The organism is Streptomyces sp. NPDC037410 (genome assembly GCF_055602235.1).
In genome coordinates, this window is sequence record NZ_JBVJWR010000013.1 from 1 (window position 1) to 16,479 (window position 16,479).

The 16,479-nt window shown below is 71.5% G+C and carries 15 protein-coding genes and 1 tRNA gene; 11 read left to right on the forward strand and 5 right to left on the reverse strand.

Features of this window, described 5'->3' with window-relative positions:
- Positions 1-164: 164 nt before the first annotated feature.
- Positions 165-347, forward strand: a complete 183-nt coding sequence (locus ACZ7HT_RS21935) for a hypothetical protein (protein WP_471168329.1) — start codon at positions 165-167, stop codon at positions 345-347.
- Between the two features lie 36 nt (positions 348-383).
- Here ACZ7HT_RS21935 and ACZ7HT_RS21940 read toward each other — a convergent pair whose 3' ends face one another.
- The gene (locus tag ACZ7HT_RS21940; RefSeq protein WP_471168331.1) at positions 384-1,733 is read right to left on the reverse strand and encodes an ABC1 kinase family protein; all 1,350 of its coding nucleotides are present in this window, start codon (positions 1,731-1,733) and stop codon (positions 384-386) included.
- A gap of 41 nt (positions 1,734-1,774) precedes the next feature.
- Positions 1,775-2,953: a TOMM precursor leader peptide-binding protein gene (locus ACZ7HT_RS21945; protein ID WP_471168333.1), complete on the reverse strand. Its 1,179-nt coding sequence runs from the start codon at positions 2,951-2,953 to the stop codon at positions 1,775-1,777.
- A gap of 208 nt (positions 2,954-3,161) precedes the next feature.
- Here ACZ7HT_RS21945 and ACZ7HT_RS21950 point away from each other — a divergent pair, with 208 nt between their 5' ends.
- The 4 genes from ACZ7HT_RS21950 (at position 3,162) to ACZ7HT_RS21965 (ending at position 7,035) form a co-directional block, all read left to right on the forward strand.
- Positions 3,162-3,749, forward strand: coding sequence for a M48 metallopeptidase family protein (locus ACZ7HT_RS21950; protein ID WP_471168336.1), 588 nt, complete (start codon positions 3,162-3,164; stop codon positions 3,747-3,749).
- A gap of 145 nt (positions 3,750-3,894) precedes the next feature.
- A complete protein-coding gene (locus ACZ7HT_RS21955) occupies positions 3,895-5,568 on the forward strand; it encodes a TerD family protein (RefSeq protein ID WP_471168339.1) in 1,674 nt (557 codons plus the stop codon).
- Positions 5,569-5,579: 11 nt separating this feature from the next.
- A complete protein-coding gene (locus ACZ7HT_RS21960) occupies positions 5,580-6,260 on the forward strand; it encodes an AIM24 family protein (protein WP_184931397.1) in 681 nt (226 codons plus the stop codon).
- A 19-nt stretch (positions 6,261-6,279) separates the two neighbouring features.
- Positions 6,280-7,035, forward strand: coding sequence for an AIM24 family protein (locus tag ACZ7HT_RS21965; RefSeq protein ID WP_471168342.1), 756 nt, complete (start codon positions 6,280-6,282; stop codon positions 7,033-7,035).
- Between the two features lie 51 nt (positions 7,036-7,086).
- Here ACZ7HT_RS21965 and ACZ7HT_RS21970 read toward each other — a convergent pair whose 3' ends face one another.
- The gene (locus tag ACZ7HT_RS21970; protein WP_471168344.1) at positions 7,087-7,614 is read right to left on the reverse strand and encodes an NUDIX hydrolase; all 528 of its coding nucleotides are present in this window, start codon (positions 7,612-7,614) and stop codon (positions 7,087-7,089) included.
- On the reverse strand, positions 7,611-9,032 hold the full coding sequence (locus ACZ7HT_RS21975; RefSeq protein ID WP_471168347.1) for a zinc-dependent metalloprotease: 1,422 nt from the start codon (positions 9,030-9,032) through the stop codon (positions 7,611-7,613). Before ACZ7HT_RS21975 ends, ACZ7HT_RS21970 begins: the two co-directional genes overlap by 4 nt.
- Before the next feature lie 214 nt (positions 9,033-9,246).
- On the opposite strand from ACZ7HT_RS21975, the gene ACZ7HT_RS21980 reads away from it, so the two are divergent.
- The 4 genes from ACZ7HT_RS21980 to ACZ7HT_RS21995 all read left to right on the forward strand — a co-directional run bounded on the left by ACZ7HT_RS21980 (position 9,247) and on the right by ACZ7HT_RS21995 (position 12,491).
- Positions 9,247-10,356, forward strand: coding sequence for an SDR family oxidoreductase (locus ACZ7HT_RS21980; protein ID WP_471168350.1), 1,110 nt, complete (start codon positions 9,247-9,249; stop codon positions 10,354-10,356).
- Between the two features lie 92 nt (positions 10,357-10,448).
- The gene (locus ACZ7HT_RS21985) at positions 10,449-10,910 is read left to right on the forward strand and encodes a molybdenum cofactor biosynthesis protein MoaE (RefSeq protein WP_471168352.1); all 462 of its coding nucleotides are present in this window, start codon (positions 10,449-10,451) and stop codon (positions 10,908-10,910) included.
- A 288-nt stretch (positions 10,911-11,198) separates the two neighbouring features.
- Positions 11,199-11,333, forward strand: a complete 135-nt coding sequence (locus tag ACZ7HT_RS21990) for a hypothetical protein (RefSeq protein ID WP_471168840.1) — start codon at positions 11,199-11,201, stop codon at positions 11,331-11,333.
- Positions 11,334-11,399: 66 nt separating this feature from the next.
- Positions 11,400-12,491, forward strand: a complete 1,092-nt coding sequence (locus tag ACZ7HT_RS21995) for a YlbL family protein (RefSeq protein ID WP_471168355.1) — start codon at positions 11,400-11,402, stop codon at positions 12,489-12,491.
- Between the two features lie 74 nt (positions 12,492-12,565).
- Here the strand turns inward: ACZ7HT_RS21995 and ACZ7HT_RS22000 are convergent, their stop codons facing one another.
- Complete coding sequence (locus ACZ7HT_RS22000) at positions 12,566-13,117, reverse strand: PPA1309 family protein (protein WP_471168358.1); 552 nt, start codon at positions 13,115-13,117, stop codon at positions 12,566-12,568.
- Between the two features lie 170 nt (positions 13,118-13,287).
- Here ACZ7HT_RS22000 and ACZ7HT_RS22005 point away from each other — a divergent pair, with 170 nt between their 5' ends.
- Both ACZ7HT_RS22005 and ACZ7HT_RS22010 read left to right on the forward strand, forming a co-directional pair.
- Complete coding sequence (locus tag ACZ7HT_RS22005) at positions 13,288-16,191, forward strand: UPF0182 family membrane protein (RefSeq protein ID WP_471168360.1); 2,904 nt, start codon at positions 13,288-13,290, stop codon at positions 16,189-16,191.
- Between the two features lie 45 nt (positions 16,192-16,236).
- A tRNA-Met gene (locus ACZ7HT_RS22010) sits at positions 16,237-16,310 on the forward strand.
- Positions 16,311-16,479 lie beyond the last annotated feature (169 nt).

Consider the following 16,479-nt stretch of genomic DNA (forward strand, 5'->3'; position numbering starts at 1 on the left):
TTGGCTAGAAAAGAGAGGCGTCCACCCACCACCCCCCCAAAACCCCCCCCCCCCCCCCCCCCCCTCCCCCCCCCCCCCCCCACACGCGGCCCCCCCCCCCCCCCCCCCCCCCCCCCCGGTGCGTTGTCCGCACCGCGGCCCCGCGCCGGGCTATCGTCACCAGGGTGAACGAAGCCCGCGTCCCCAAGGAGCCCGTCTCCTGCGCCCGCTGCGGCAGGACCGCCGAGTCCGTCCCGGTGACCTGGACCTGCTCGGTCGAGAACGGCCGGCGGGAGTATTTCTGCGAGGAGTGCGCGCGCGAAAACATCCGCGCCATCGAAGGCCGCCTCGACTCATCCTGGTGGTAACCCCCACCCACCCCGTTGTGGGCGGGGGCGGGGGTTCTACGTGGGGTTCTCGGGGGCGAATCCCGGGAGCCAGTCGGTCAGCTCCGCTCGTAGGGCGACCGTCGCGTTCAGCTGGCAGAGCACCCCGATCGTGCTCAGCGTCACCCGGTGTATCAGCAGATACGACGGCGGCAGGTTCAGCTGCTTGCCCAACTGGTGCGCGGGCGAGCGGGGATCGGCGATCCGCGCCGCCTGCGCCCGCATCCAGCCACGGCTGAACGCGAAGGCCTCCACCTCGGCCGGCTCGATGATCGGCAGCAGGTAGGCGAGGACCGCGTCCGGGTCCAGGACGACGGACTCCTTGACGAAGCCCTCCGCGCACAGCAGTTCGTAGACCGTGTCGGCCTCGCCCGCGACCGCCCTCCGCAGACACGTGCCGATCGTCTCCGGCAGCCCGCCCGGCAGCCGGTCCACCGTGCCGAAGTCGAGGACGCCGAGCCGCCAGCCCTCCGGCCCCTCGTCCTCGTCCGCGCCGGGCAGCAGCCGGAAGTTCCCGGGGTGCGGATCGGCGTGCAGCAGACCCGTCCGCGCGGGGCCCGAGAAGAGGAAGCGGGCGAGCAGCTGGCCCGCCCGGTCGCGCTGCGCCTCCGTGCCGTCCGCGATCACCTCCGCGAGCGGCACCCCGTCCATCCACTCCGTCACGAGGATCTGCTCCGACTGGTGCACCACCGCCGGCACCACCACGTCGGGATCGTCCGCGAACTCCTCCGCGTGGATCCGCTGGGCCTCCGCCTCCAGGGCGTAGTCCAGCTCCTCCGACACCCGGTCCCGCATCTCCGCGATCAGCGGCTTGATGTCCATGCCCGGGATCAGCGGGCCGAGGAGTCGGGCGAAGCGGCTCAGCTGCGTCAGGTCCGAGAGCAGCGCCTCCCCGGCCCCCGGGTACTGCACCTTCACCGCGACCTCGCGCCCGTCGTGCCACACGGCCCGGTGCACCTGCCCGATCGAGGCCGCCGCCGCCGGCTTGTCCTCGAACTCCAGGAAAAGTTCCCGCCACGCGGCGCCGAGCCGCTCCTCCAGGACCGTGTGCACCGTGCGCGTCGGCATCGGCGGGGCCGCGTCCTGAAGCTTCGTCAGCGCAGCCCGGTAGGGCCCGGCGACCTCCTCCGGAAGGGCCGACTCGAACACGGACAGGGCCTGTCCGAACTTCATGGCCCCGCCTTTCAGCTCGCCCAGCACCTTGAACAGCTGTTCCGCCGTGCGCTGCTGGAGCTCGCGGGCGACGAGCTCCGCCGATCTGCCGCCGATCCGCTTGCCCAGGCCCCAGGTGGCCCGGCCCGCGAAGCCCAGTGGCAACGCGGCCAACTTGGCGGTCCGGGTGACCGCCTTCCGGGGAAGATCAGACATACGCCCCTCCAAAACCCAGACTGCCGTGCCGCGCAGTGCCGTTACCCCGCCATTGTGTCCTGCGCGTCCCCGACCGCCGAGGCGCGCTCCCCTTCTTCTCGGCGCGCCGCCCCGCAGGGGCACGCCGGGTGCGGTCTCAGCCGCTCCATCCGCCACTCCAGGAGCGGCGGCGAGGCCTGCCACCGGGTGCCGGTGCTCGCCGGGAGGTCCCCGTCCAGGAAGGCCAGCGCATGCGCGGCGGCCAGCCCGGCGACCGCCGTCGCGAGGCCCACGTCGCAGGCGGGCAGCGGATGCGGGGCGCCGGAGCGCCACTGGGCGAGGAGTCGGGGCGTCACCGGGGCCCGGTCCGTCCGCTCCTCCTGGAGGCACCGCGCACAGGCCGTGCCGCCGGGGAGGACGAGCGGCCCGACGACTCCCGTCGCCTCCAGGACGCCCGCGTAGAGGTGAGGGGTGCCCGTGGAGATCCAAGGCTCGGCGGCGACCGGATCGGGGATGTACGCCCCGAGGCCGTCCCGTGGTGTCACCACGATGAGTGACAACCCGGGCTCGCCCCGGCCTTCACCCGATCCGCTCCGGGCGCCGCCCGTGCGTGCCCCGCCGGGTCGCCCGGGTCGTCCCGCCTCCCGGGTCCAGCGCCCCACCAGGCGCCGGGCCGCCATCGCCCTGCGCTCGCCGACGGACTCGGCCGGCAGCCCGCCCGGGGACGTCTCCCAGGGTTCGACCCGGCCCGAGTCCAGGACCTCGACCGAGCCGACGCCCGCCGCCGCGAGCAGCGCCGCCACCGTCGTCCCCACCCGGCCCGCGCCCCGGACCTGGACGCGCAGGGCCCGCCGGGCCGCCAGGGCCCGTGCCGCCCGGTCCGGCTCGGGGTGGACCACGGAGAGGGAGGCCAGGTCGGCGCGGAGCGGATCGAGCGCCACGTCCACCGCGCCGGCGGCCGGACCGGCCTTCCCGGGCCGCCCGGTCGCGGCGTCCGTGAGCAGCCCGGCCGACTCCAGGCGGCCCAGGAGCGCCTCCAGGCGTCCGTCCGGGAGGCCGAGCGCCCGGGCCTCGGCCCGCAGCAGCGCGGTCCCGCGGGTGCCGTCGAGCAGACCGAGCACCGACCCGGTCGCCGGGTCGACCGGGTCGAGCACCACCGCGTGCGCCGGGGCGACGCCGAACTGCACGCACCGCAGACTCCGCCACGCCCGGCGCAGCGCCGGTTTCACCATCGGATGCATTTCCCCGCCCCCTCCGAGAGGTCATTCATGATCGACAACGCATTCCGTCGCCCCGAGGTGAGAATGCCCCGCCGCCGCGACGGCCGCCGAAAGTTGTCCACAGGCCAGGGGATTAGTCGTTCAATATGGTGGGCGGAGGGGTCCGATCGTTTCCGAAACCACTCCCGGGGCGGGACTTCCCCCTCGGACAGCGGGTAACGTCGGGGCCGTGCCCGCCGACCCACAGCGCAGCGTGACCAGCGAACCGCCCCGCGGGGCGGGGACGAGTGCGGTCGAGGTCCGCAGAAGCCCACGGCGGAGCAGAACCGTCTCGGCCTACCGCGAGGGCGACCGGACCATCGTGCTCATCCCGGCCCGCATGTCGGAGGCGGAGGAGCGCCGCTGGGTGGGCGTCATGTTGGACAAGCTCGCCGCCCAGGAGAGCCGTGGCGTCCTCGGTGACCGCGAGCTCACCGAGCGCGCGCTGCACCTCTCGGAGCAGTACTTCGAGGGCCGGGCGCGCCCCCGTTCCGTCCGCTGGGTGACCAACCAGAACACCCGCTGGGGCTCCTGCACCCCCTCCGAGGGCAGCATCCGCCTCTCGCACCGGCTCCAGGGCATGCCCGAGTACGTCGTCGACTACGTCCTCCTGCACGAGCTCGCCCACCTCCTCGTCCCCGGGCACGGCCCCCGGTTCTGGCGGCTCCTGGAGGCGTACCCCCGCACCGAGCGGGCGCGCGGCTACCTGGAGGGCGTGGCCGCCGCCGCGCGTCTGCCGCACCTTCCGGCCGCCGGCGAGGCCGCTCGCGAGGAGTGACGGGACCGCCACGCGCGCGTGCGCGAGTTTTTCCCGATTCCGTACCGAAGAGGACGGGAAGAGGACCTGGCCTGTCTCAATGTCGTGCCCAGCGGTTAGCCTGGCGCGAGCATTCGCCATTCGGGATGGGGGACGGTCGTTACGCATGGCCAGGGAATTCCAACGCGGCCACAAGGCCAAGATCAGTGATCTGACCGCGGGTACCGATCTGTACGTCGGTGTGCAGATCGCGGCGCCCGGACTCACCTTCGACATCAGCTGCTTCGGGCTCGACGCGGACGAGCGGCTCTCCGACGACCGCTACTTCGTCTTCTTCAACCAGCCGAAGTCGCCCGAGGAGTCCATCCAGCTGCTCGGCGCGCAGTCCGGTGACACCGAGTCCTTCCGCGTCACGCTCGACCGCATCCCCGCGAACATCCACAAGCTGTCGTTCACCGCGACGATCGACGGCGCCGGTCAGATGTCCCAGGTCGGCCCCGGTCACCTGCGGATCGTGGCGGGCGGCGAGGAGGTCGCGCGCTACGCGTTCACGGGCGCGGAGTTCTCCACCGAACGCGCGGTGATGCTCGGCGACTTCTACCTCAAGGACGTGTGGCGGTTCGCCGCGGTCGGCCAGGGCTTCGACGGAGGCCTGGAGGCGCTCCTGCGGAACTTCGGCGGCGAGGTCGCCGAGGAGGAGCCCGCCGCCCCGCAGCAGCAGGCCGCGGCCCCCGGCTTCGCCCCGCCGCAGCAGGCGGCGGCGCCCCCGGCCTTCGGCGCGCCCGCCGCGCCCGCGCCGGCTCCCGCGCCCGCGTTCGGCGCTCCGCCGGCCCCGCCCGCGCCCGTCCCGCCCGCGCAGCCGGTCCACTCGCAGCCGACGATGGTCGCGCCCCTGGCCCCGGCTCCCGTGCCGCCGCCCGCGCCGGCCCCCGCCCCCTACGGGCAGCCGCCGCAGCCGCAGTACGGCCAGGTGCCGGGCCAGCCTCCCGGCCAGTACCCCGGACAGATCCCGGGCCAGACCCCCGCCCCGTACCCCGGTCAGGGCCAGCCGTCGCAGGCCCCGTACGGCCAGCCGCAGCAGACGCCCCCGTACGGGCAGCCCGCCCCCGGCCCGTACGGGCAGCAGCCCCCGGCGTACGGGCAGCAGCCCGGCGTCCCGCAGGGCGTGCCCGCGGCCGGAGCGGGGCTCGCCGCCGCGCTCGCGCCGTACAAGGAGACCGCCACCGGCGCCCGCTGGACCCCGCAGAACCAGCAGCTCATGCGGGTCGACCTCAGCATGGGCGGCGTCCCCGTCCTGGCCCGCCAGGGCTCCATGGTCATGTACCAGGGCAAGGTCGACTTCGGTTACAAGGGCGCGGGCTTCGCCGGCCGGATCGTCGGCAACGCCACCGGCCAGGAGATGCAGCTCATGCGCTGCACCGGCCGCGGCCAGGTCTTCCTCGCCGAGAACGGTGCCCACCTGCACCCGATCGAGCTCCAGGGCGACGGCATCTGCGTCTCCGCCGAGAACGTCCTCGCGTTCGACGAGTCCCTGCAGTACGAGGTCCGCCGCATCGAGGGCCACGGCATCCCCGGCGGCGCCCTGTTCACCATGCAGTTCCAGGGCACCGGCACCGTCGTCGTGAAGACCCACGGCGTCCCCGTCGTCCTGCCCGTCACGCCGACGACCTTCGCCGACTGCAACGCCGTCGTCGCCTGGTCCGCCGCGTCCCAGGTCGTCCTCTCCAGCCAGGTGCGGCTCCGCCGCAACGCCTACCCGGGCCACAGCGGGGAGACCGTGAACCTCCAGTTCCGGGGAGCCCCCGGCAACTTCATCGTCGTCCAGCCCTACGAGGTCTGAGGGAGCCCGTCATGAACCAGCAACTCGCGGGCTACGCCCCGACCCCCGTCGCGGCCCGGATGGAGAACCACGGCCGCACCATGCTCAAGGTCGCCATGGCCTCCGGCCAGGACCTGTACGCCCGGACCGGCTCGATGGTCGCCTACGAGGGCTTCATCACCTACGAGCCCAACCCGCCCGCCGTCCGCCAGGTCGCCCAGCAGTGGGCCACCGGCGAGGGCGCGCCCATCATGAAGTGCTCCGGCGACGGACTGCTCTACCTCGCCGACTACGGCGCCGACGTCGTCGTGATCAACCTGCAGAACGACTCGATCTCGGTCAACGGCACCAACGTGCTCGCCTTCGACGCCCACCTCCAGTGGGGCGTCGAGCGGGTCAAGGGCCTCGCCAAGTTCGCGGGCCAGGGCCTGTTCAACGTGGAGATCGCCGGCACCGGCTGGGTCGCGCTCACCTCGCGCGGCACGCCGATCGTCGTCGACTGCGGCCGCGGCGAGGACGAGACCTACGTCGACCCCGACGCGCTCGTCGCCTGGTCGCCCGCGCTCAAGGTCAAGGGCAAGCGCAGCTTCAAGGCGTCCTCCCTCATCGGGCGGGGCAGCGGCGAGGCATACCAGATGGCCTTCTCGGGCCAGGGCATCGTCGTCGTACAGCCGAGCGAGGACAGCACCGACCGCCTGCGGGCCCGGGGCTGAGGGGGAGCGAGAACACACCATGCAGAGCCCGCTTTTCAACCACGCCGAACAGCAGAGCCAGGAGCGGTACGTCATCCAGAACCCGCAGCTCCTGCGGGTCAGCCTCACCGGGCAGGACGACGTCCTCGCCCGCAAGGGCGCCATGGTCGCGTACCAGGGCCTCGTCGACTTCGACGGCGAGTACAAGACCCCGAACCAGCGCCGGGCCCAGGCCCGCACCGGTGAGGGCCTCGACCTCATGCGCTGCTCAGGACAGGGCACGGTCTACTTCGCCAACCTCGCCCAGCACGTCCACATCGTGGACGTCGAGCAGGACGGCCTGACCGTCGACAGCGCCTACGTCCTGGCGCTCGACTCGACCCTCCACACCGAGGTCATCGCCGTCGACAGCCAGTACGGCATCTCCGGCTCCGGCAAGTACCAGCTCAACATCTCCGGCCGCGGCAAGGTCGCCCTGATGACCTCGGGGCAGCCGCTGATGATGCAGGTCACGCCCGAGAAGTACGTCAGCGTCGACGCCGACGCGATCGTCGCCTGGTCCACCGGGCTGCGCGTCCAGATGCAGGCGCAGACGACCAACTCCAGCGTGATGCGCCGCCGCGGGAACACGGGCGAGGGCTGGGAGCTCAGCTTCCTCGGCCAGGGCTTCGCGCTCGTCCAGCCGAGCGAGGTCATGCCCCCGCAGCACGCGGCCATCGGCCAGGGCATCGCCGCCCAGTTCGGCGCCGGCCAGCACGGCGCCCACGCCCAGAACCAGAACAACGCCTGGAACTGAGCAGACGCGGACGAGGGGCGGTCTCCACCGGAGACCGCCCCTCACGCATGCTCACGCCAGCCGCGCCAGCGTGCCCTTCAGCAGCTCCACCACCGACGTGTCGGCCACGTCCGCCACGTCCTCGTACGCGAACCAGCGCAGGTCGAGCGACTCGTCACTGATCTCCGCCACCGCGTCCGCCGGGGCGAGCGCCGCGTACTGCACGTCCAGGTGCCAGTGGCACGGCGCCGGGATCGGATGCCGGTCGAGACGCACCGGGCCGCCCGGCAGCAGGGTCAGACCCGTGGTGATGCCGGACTCCTCGGCCGCCTCGCGCAGCGCCGCCGCCTCCACCGTCGGATCGCCCGCCTCGCAGTGACCGCCCATCTGGAGCCACATGCCCAGCTTCTTGTGCAGGGTGAGCAGCACCCGCCCCCGCGCAGGGTCGATCACCAGCGCGCTGGAGGTCAGATGGCCCGCCCCGCACGGCTTGTACATGCCGTCCGGATGCTCGGCGAGATGCGCCAGGTAGACATCGCGCAGCTCCGGCTGGTCCTCGTACCCCTTCAGGACGAGGACCGCGTCGTCGTACAGGCTCACTTCTCGTCGTCCCCGTCCTCGGTGCCCTCGCCCTTGGCGGCCTCGCCGAGCATCTTGTCCAGCTCGGAGAAGTCCAGGTGCTCCCGGTGCACGAAGCCGTCGGGGTCGTCCAGGTCCGTCGCCGTCGGCAGCATGTCCGGGTGCTCCCACAGACCGTCCCGGCCGTCGACCCCGCGCGCGTCGGTGAGCGAGGCCCACAGGCGCGCCGCGTCCCGCAGCCGGCGCGGACGCAGCTCCAGACCGATCAGCGTCGCGAAGGTCTGCTCGGCGGGACCGCCCGAGGCCCGGCGCCGGCGCAGCGTCTCGCGCAGCGCGTCCGCCGAGGTCAGCCGCGACTTCGCGGCCTCGTGGACCACCGCGTCCACCCAGCCCTCGACCAGCGCGAGCGCCGTCTCCAGACGGGCCAGCGCCGCCTTCTGCTCGGGGGTGTCCTCCGGCTGGAACATGCCCTGCTGGAGCGCCTCCTGCAGCTGCTCCGGGTGCGTCGGGTCGAGTTGGCCGACGGCCTCCTCCAGCTTCGAGGTGTCGACCTTGATCCCGCGCGCGTACCCCTCGACCGCGCCGAAGAGGTGCGCCCGCAGCCACGGCACGTGCGCGAAGAGACGCTGGTGCGCGGCCTCGCGCAGGGCCAGGTAGAGCCGCACCTCGTCCGAGGGGACGCCCAGGTCCTTGCCGAAGGCCTCGATGTTCAGCGGCAGCAGCGCGGCACGCCCGGCCGGGCCCAGCGGCAGGCCGACGTCCGTCGAGCCGACCACCTCACCGGCGAGGGCGCCCACGGCCTGCCCGATCTGCTGGCCGAACATGGCGCCGCCCATGGAGCGCATCATGCCGATCAGCGGCCCGGCCATGGCCTGCATCTCCTGCGGCAGGACGTCGCCCATCGCCGAGCCGACCCGCTCGGCGACCGGGTCCACCAGCTGCTGCCACGCGGGCAGCGTCGCCTCGACCCACTCCGCGCGGCTCCAGGCCACGGCCGTGCCCGCGCCGGAGGGCAGCGAGGTGACCTGGTCGAGCCACAGGTCGGCCAGGCGCACGGCCTCCTCGACCGCGGACTTCTCGGCCGGACCCACGCTCGCGTCCTTCGTGCCGTCGGCGGTGCCCTGGGCCACCACCTGGCGCGCGATCTGCTTGGCCATGTCCCAGTTCACGGGACCGCCCTCGTAGCTCAGCATCTGCCCGAGCTGCTGGAAGGCCGCGCCCAGATCGTTGGGGTTCAGGGAGCCGAACATCGCGGCGAACGGATTGTCCGCCCCGCCGGCACCACCCATGCCGGGCAGCCCGCCGAAGCCGAACGGGTTCGCACCGAACGGGTTGCCACCGGACCCCTGGCCACCTCCGGCGGGGTCCTTCTTCTTGCCCTCGTCGCCGTTCTCCGGCTCCTCCGGCGGAAGGCCGAATCCGAATGGGGTGTCACTCACAGGTTTCCTCGGCTCGTAGGGCCGCCGGCCTCCTGCCGACGGCGACTGCCCGACCAGGGCCTGTCCAGACAGGCCCCGCACACCACCAGCGTAGACATCCGGGCCGGAAATGGGCTCGGTGCTCCGCCGGGCCGTGCCCTGCGGCAGGATGGACGCCACCTGGTCCGTACGCGTCATGCGCGCACGTACTGAAGACAACCGCTGGAGACGCCCGGTGAGTTCCCCAGATCCACAGGTTCGCGGAGCGCGAAACCACTCAACCCGGTCCGCCGTGCGCGGACCCGTCGTCGCGGTCACCGGCGCCGCTTCCGGTGTCGGTGACCTGCTGACCAGACGCCTCGCCGCCTCCGACGAGATCAAGCGGGTCATCGCCATCGACGAGCGCCGGGGCGAGGTCGAGGAGGCGCAGTGGCACATCCTCGACGTGCGCGATCCGGCCATCGCCGAGAAGCTGCGCGGCGCGGACGTCGTCGTGCACCTCGCCGTCGACCTCGACCTGGAGACCGACCCCGCCGCCCGGACGGCCTACAACGTGCGCGGCACGCAGACCGTGCTGACCGCCGCCGCCGCGGCCGGGGTCCACCGCGTGGTGCTCTGCACCTCCGCGATGGTCTACGGCGCCCTGCCCGACAACGACATCCCGCTCTCCGAGGACGCCGAGCTCAGGGCGACGGCGGAGGCCACCGGCGTCGGCGACCTGCTGGAGATCGAGCGCCTGGGCCGCCGCGCCCCCCGCGCCCACCCCGGCCTGAACGTCACCGTGGTGCGCCCCGCCGTCCTCGTGGGCGGTACGGACACGGCGCTGACCCGCTACTTCGAGTCGCCCCGGCTGCTCGTCGTCGCCGGCTCCCGGCCCACCTGGCAGTTCTGCCACGTCGAGGACCTGGTGAGCGCCCTGGAGTACGCGGCCCTGGAGAAGGTCGACGGGGAGTTCGCTGTCGGCTGCGAGGGCTGGCTCGAACAGGAGGAGGTCGAGGAGCTCTCCGGGATCCGGCGCATGGAGCTGCCCTCGGCGGTCGCCCTCGGCACCGCGGCCCGCCTCCACCGGATCGGGCTCACCCCGTCCCCGGCGGGCGACCTCGCCTACACGATGCACCCCTGGGTGGTGAGCGTCGGACGGCTGCACGACGCCGGCTGGCGCCCGAAGTGGACGAACGAGGAGGTCCTCGCCGCGCTCCTGGGGGAGGTCGAGGGCCGCCACACGGTCGCCGGCCGCCGCCTGGGCCGCAAGGACGCGACGGCGGCCGGAGCGGCCGGCGCGACGGTGGCGCTGCTCGGCACGGCAGCCCTGGTCCGGCAGATGCGGAAGCGGCGGGGGCTGTAGCGGACGGCTTGTAGGACCCTCCTACGGAGGGTTTCGTCCACAGGTAGAAAGGTCCCTTACCGGATGTCGGAGCCGTGCGGCACCATGGGCGCATGGCGCAGACGTACGACCACCCCGGCGAGCAGGCAGCGGACGACCCGATCAAGCTGCTCGCGATCCGTGACACCCCGCTCTCGCTCGACGAGGTCTTCCGGGCCGTCGGAGACGACGCCTCCGGCGGCACGACGCTCTTCGTCGGCACCGTCCGCAACCACGACGGCGGCGCGGACGTCGACGCGCTGGGCTACTCCTGCCACCCGACCGCGGAGGCGGAGCTGCGCCGCGTCGCGGAGAAGGTCGTCGCGAACTACCCGGTCCGTGCCCTGGCCGCCGTGCACCGCGTCGGCGACCTGCGCGTCGGCGACATCGCGGTGGTCGTCGCCGTGTCCTGCCCGCACCGCGGCGAGGCCTTCGAGGCCTGCCGGAAGCTGATCGACGACCTCAAGCACGAGGTCCCCATCTGGAAGCACCAGACCTTCTCGGACGGCACCGAAGAGTGGGTCGGCGCCTGTTGAGCCTTCGCCCCTTGCATGGGGGTCCCCCCGGACGAAGTCTGGGGGAGGGTGGGGGCTTGCTGAGGGCCGCAAGGCGACGCGCCGACACCGTGTAGCCGAACGCCCGATTTGCGTAACCGCCCCCCACGCGCGAGCGTTGGTCCCACAGATGAAACAGTCTGCTGATCAACTCACTGGGGATGGGAGGTCGGGATGGCAGCGCTGGCCTGGTTGCTGATTCCGCTTTTCGCAGTCGTCGGCGCGGCGATATGGGGAAGCTGGGCTTCGAGGAACAAGACCATAGGCGACGTGGCGGAACTCGCCGGCTACGCACGTTTCCGGGACGCCATGGAGCGGTCCCACACCGCGGTCGCCGATTCCGCCCGGCCCGAGCGCGAGCCGGCCGCGACGGCCTCGGCCGTGACCACCTCGCCGTCCGGCTGACGCGGAGCAACCTCGTACGGACCGCCCCAGGGGTGCGCGCACAGGCGAGTCCCGTACTGTCGTTCCATGCCACGCCGCACCGCGACGATGCTCGCCTCCACCCTGGTCCTGATCTGTCTGCTCATCGCGGGCGTCCTGATCCCGGTGCCGTACGCGGAGATGAGCCCGGGGCCCACGGTCAACACCCTCGGCGAGGCCAGGGGAGAGCCGGTCCTCCAGATTTCCGGTCGCAAGACCTACCCGACCGACGGTCACCTCAACATGACGACGGTCCGCGTCACCAGCGCGGACTACAAGATGAACGCCGTCGAGGCCGTCTACGGATGGCTGGCCCACGACAACGTGGTGGTGCCGCACGACACGCTCTACCCGGACGGCAAGACCGAGGAGCAGTCGAGCCAGGAGAACGCCGAGGAGTTCAGCCAGTCCCAGGAGAGCGCCAAGGTGGCGGCCCTCAAGGAGCTGGACATCCCGGTGGTGGCCCGGGTCGTCGTCGCCACCGTCGTCAAGGGCGCCCCGGCCGAGGGCAAGCTGCACGCCGGGGACGTCATCAAGGCCGTCGACGGCGTGCCGGTCAAGGAGCAGGCCGATGTCGCCAAGCAGGTGACGAAGCGGAAGCCGGGCCAGGACGTCGAGTTCACGATCGTCCCGGCCAAGGAGGCGGCGGCCGCCGAGAAGGCCCACAAAGAGCCCACCGTCACCCGGAAGGTGGTCATCAAGACCACCACCTCCGAGGAGGGCGACCGGGCCGTCGTCGGCATCCAGGCCGGCACCGACCACGTCTTCCCGTTCACGATCGACATCAAGCTGGCCGACGTCGGCGGCCCCAGCGCCGGCCTGATGTTCGCCCTCGGCATCGTCGACAAGCTGACTCCGGAGAGCCTCACCGACGGCCGGTTCATCGCCGGCACCGGCACCATCGACGACAAGGGCCAGGTCGGCCCGATCGGCGGCATCGAGATGAAGCTGGTCGGCGCGCGGAACGCGGGCGCCCAGTACTTCCTCACCCCGGCCGACAACTGCGAGTCGGCCGCCGCGGACACGCCCGCCGGACTCACCCTGATCAAGGTGAACACGATCGACGACGCCACGAAGTCGCTGGAGAAGCTCAGCAAGGGCGACACGAAGTCGCTGCCGAGCTGCTCGACGAAGAGCTGACACACGCGCCGGCGGTGACGCGAAGGGGCGCCCGGTCGACACGACCCGGCGCCCCTTTCCGTACGTACGGGCTCTCAGCTCTCGAAGGTCGCCGTCAGCGCCTCGGCGAGGCCCGGCACCAGGTCGGGGCCGGTCAGCACCTCGGTCGGGGAGTCCTTCTCGCGCAGCCGGATCGCCGCCTCGCGGGTGCCGTCCCGCAGCACGGCGACGGTCATCCGGACCTCCTGGCGGTCCGGGTGCCCGGCGACCCACTTGGCGAGCTGCTTCTCGCTCAGGCCCTGCGGGACCTGGGCCTCGGCCGACGGGGGCAGCATGAGCCGCTCCACGGTCAGGGCGCAGCCGGCCACGGCCTCGGGCCAGGCGATCGTGCCGAGGAACTCGTCGAGGGCCTTGCCGCGCGGCAGCTTGTCCTGCTCGATCGGGGTGTAGGCGGTGGTGTCGTCGCCCAGGCCGAGCTGGGAGGCGAGCTTGGGCTCCTGGGCGCGCAGCCGAGCGGTGTCGACCAGGGCGAACAGGCGGGCGGGCTGGTCCCAGCCGAGGCCCGACGCGTACTCGTCGATCTCGAGCACGGCACGGGTGAGGGGGCTCGCGGCCATGGCCGGGCCGGAGGGGGAAAGGTTGGACATGACCAATATCCTGCCTCCTCTTCCCCGGAAGACGGGAACTAGGTAAAGCCTCAGTAAGTTGCACCAGTGGGCTCTACGATCGCGGGGCCTGCTTTCAGACCCATCAACGCGTTCAGACCATCAACGCTTTCAGACGCATCAACATCGAGGGGCGCACGTTGGCTTTCCAGATGCCGGACCGCGGCCAAGGCCCGTCCGGGCCAAGGATGAGAGTCGGCCGGCCGTCCCGGCGGGCCCGCACCCTGCTCATGACACTCGGGGTGCTGGCCGTTCTGGCCATGGCGTTCGTGATGTTCGCCGGGTTCTGGACGGACTGGCTCTGGTACCGCTCGGTCCACTACTCGTCCGTGTTCACCACCACCCTGTGGACCAAGATCGGTCTCTTCGCGGTCTTCGGTCTGCTGATGGGGATCGCCGTCGGCTTCAACATCTGGCTGGCGTTCCGGCTGCGGCCGCCGCTCAGCGCGATGTCCCTGGAGCAGCAGAGCCTCGACCGGTACCGGATGGGTCTGGCCCCGTTCAAGAAGTGGGTGCTGCTCGCGGTCACCACCCTGGTGGCCCTGACCGCCGGCGCCTCCGCGTCCGGCCAGTGGCGCACCTGGCTCATGTGGGTCAACGGCGTGGAGTTCGGCCAGAAGGACCCGCAGTTCGGCCTCGACGTGTCGTTCTACGCCTTCGACCTGCCCTGGTACCGCTTCCTCCTCGGCTTCGGCTTCGCCGCCATCGTCCTGTCGCTGATCGCCGCCGCGCTCACGCACTACCTGTACGGCGGGCTGCGGATCACCAGCCCGGGCGCGCGTGCCACCGCCGCGGCCACCGGCCACCTCTCGGTGCTGCTCGGCCTCTTCGTCGCGCTCAAGGCCGTCGCGTACTGGCTCGACCGGTACGGCCTGGCGGTGAAGTCCAGTGACTTCAAGGCCACCGGCAACTGGACGGGCCTGCGGTACGTCGACGCCAACGCGTACCTGCCGGCGAAGACCATCCTGTTCTGCATCGCCGTCATCTGCGCGCTGCTGTTCTTCGCGACGCTCTGGCGCCGTACCTGGCAGCTGCCGGTGATCGGCTTCGGCCTGATGGTGCTCTCCGCGATCCTGATCGGCGGCCTGTACCCGGCCATCGTGCAGAAGTTCCAGGTCCAGCCGAACGAGCAGGCCAAGGAAGCGCCGTACATCCAGAAGAACATCGACGCGACCCGCAAGGCGTACGCGATCGACGCGACGAAGGCCGAGAACTACTCGGGCAAGTCGACGGTCAAGGCCAAGGACACGCTGCGGGCGGACGCCGACACGGCGGCCAGCTACCGCATCCTCGATCCGAACATCGTGTCGCCGACGTTCCAGCAGCTGGAGCAGAAGCGGAAGTACTACCAGTTCCCGACCACCCTGGACGTCGACCGCTACGCCGGCAAGGACACCGTCGTCGGTCTGCGCGAGCTCAACATCAAGGGCATCCCGAAGCGGAACTGGATCAACGACCACTTCACCTACACCCACGGCTACGGCGCGATCCTGGCCTCGGGCACCCAGACCGACGCCAACGGCTCCCCGGTCTTCACCGAGTCCGGACTGCCGACGACCGGCACGCTCGGCACGTACCAGCAGCGGATCTACTACGGCGAGAAGACCGACCAGTACTCGATCGTGGGCGGCCCGCAGAAGGAGCTGGACTACGAGGAGAACGGCGAGAAGACCACCAGCTACAAGGAGAAGAGCGGCGTCAGCCTCTCCAACACCTTCAACCGCGCCGCGTACGCGGTGGCCTTCAGCGAGCCGCAGATCCTCTACTCGGGAGCCATCGGCGACGGCTCGCGGATCCTCTACAACCGCACGCCCAAGGAGCGCGTCGAGGCCGTCGCGCCCTGGCTGACCATCGACGGCGACGCCTACCCGGCGGTCGTCGACGGCCGCATCCAGTGGATCGTCGACGCCTACACCACGTCCAACGGCTACCCGTACGCCTCGCGCACCACGCTCGGCGACACCACGGCCGACTCGCTGACCGTCGGCAACCAGCAGCGCACGGTCGTCGCCCAGCAGAACCAGGTCAACTACATCCGCAACTCGGTGAAGGCCACCGTCGACGCCTACGACGGCACGGTGAAGCTCTACGAGTGGGACACCCAGGACCCGGTCCTGAAGACCTGGATGAAGGCCTTCCCCGGCACCGTCGAGCCGAAGTCCGAGGTCAAGGGCGACCTGCTCGCGCACCTGCGCTACCCGCAGGACATGTTCAAGGTCCAGCGCGAGCTGCTGACCCGCTATCACGTCACCGACCCCGCGCAGTTCTACAGCGGTTCGGACGCCTGGCAGGTGCCGGACGACCCGACCAACAAGGACGGCAACGCGGTCCCGCCGTACTACCTGAGCATGAAGATGCCCGGGGACACGGCGCAGCGCTTCTCGCTGACGACGACGTTCACGCCGAACGGGCGGCCCAACCTGGGCGCCTTCATGGCGGTCGACGCCGACGCCACCAGCAAGGAATACGGCCGGCTGAGACTGCTGCGGGTCACCTCGGACGTGCCGGGCCCGGCGCAGGTGCAGAGCAAGCTCAACGGCCTGCCCTCCGTCGCGACCTTCGTCCGGGACATGAAGGGCGCCGACTCCGACATCCAGTACGGCAACCTGCTGACCGTGCCGCTCGACGGCGGGTTCCTGTACGTGGAGCCGGTGTACGCCCAGGGACGCAACGCGCTCTACCCGCTCCTGAAGAAGGTCGCGGTGTCGTACGTGGACGCGGACCAGCCGGAGGGCGACACCACCAAGGACACCACGGTGTTCGAGGACACCCTCACCCAGGCGCTCAACGCGGTCTTCGGGGTGGAGGCGCCCACCGCGCCGACGACCCCGCCGGGCACCACGAAGCCGCCCGGCACGACCCAGCCGCCGGCCTCGAACGACGCCGCCCTCAAGCAGGCCATCGCCGACGCCCAGAAGGCGTACGACGCCGGCCAGGCGGCTCTGCAGAAGGGCGACTGGACCGCGTACGGCAAGGCCCAGGAGGACCTCCAGGCGGCGCTCCAGCGGGCCGCGGACGCCGGAGCGAAGCTCAAGACGCCGGGATCAGGCGGCTGACCTGAGGTTTTCCGTCCCCGCGTCGTGGTACTGTTGGTTCACCGACGCGGGGTGGAGCAGCTCGGTAGCTCGCTGGGCTCATAACCCAGAGGTCGCAGGTTCAAATCCTGTCCCCGCTACTCAGGACAAGGGCTCGGATCCATAAGGATCCGGGCCCTTGTCGTGTGTCGGCGTGCCGGGGGGTGCCGAAGGGCGGTAGGGAAGGGGCGAGTTGGCGTGAGTCGTGTTTGACTTGTCTCTCTGTGGGCATGTCGACAAAACGCTGAGTGACCTCACTGGCTGCGGTAT

What these genes read in the sequence shown, in the direction of transcription:
- ACZ7HT_RS21965 (WP_471168342.1), top strand. Translation starts at nt 6,280, where the DNA reads ATGCAGAGCCCGCTTTTCAACCACGCCGAACAGCAGAGCCAGGAGCGG.
- ACZ7HT_RS21995 (WP_471168355.1), top strand. Translation starts at nt 11,400, where the DNA reads ATGCCACGCCGCACCGCGACGATGCTCGCCTCCACCCTGGTCCTGATC.
- ACZ7HT_RS22005 (WP_471168360.1), top strand. Translation starts at nt 13,288, where the DNA reads ATGCCGGACCGCGGCCAAGGCCCGTCCGGGCCAAGGATGAGAGTCGGC.
- ACZ7HT_RS21945 (WP_471168333.1), bottom strand. Translation starts at nt 2,953, where the DNA reads ATGCATCCGATGGTGAAACCGGCGCTGCGCCGGGCGTGGCGGAGTCTG.
- ACZ7HT_RS21960 (WP_184931397.1), top strand. Translation starts at nt 5,580, where the DNA reads ATGAACCAGCAACTCGCGGGCTACGCCCCGACCCCCGTCGCGGCCCGG.
- ACZ7HT_RS21955 (WP_471168339.1), top strand. Translation starts at nt 3,895, where the DNA reads ATGGCCAGGGAATTCCAACGCGGCCACAAGGCCAAGATCAGTGATCTG.
- ACZ7HT_RS22000 (WP_471168358.1), bottom strand. Translation starts at nt 13,117, where the DNA reads ATGTCCAACCTTTCCCCCTCCGGCCCGGCCATGGCCGCGAGCCCCCTC.
- ACZ7HT_RS21940 (WP_471168331.1), bottom strand. Translation starts at nt 1,733, where the DNA reads ATGTCTGATCTTCCCCGGAAGGCGGTCACCCGGACCGCCAAGTTGGCC.
- ACZ7HT_RS21985 (WP_471168352.1), top strand. Translation starts at nt 10,449, where the DNA reads ATGGCGCAGACGTACGACCACCCCGGCGAGCAGGCAGCGGACGACCCG.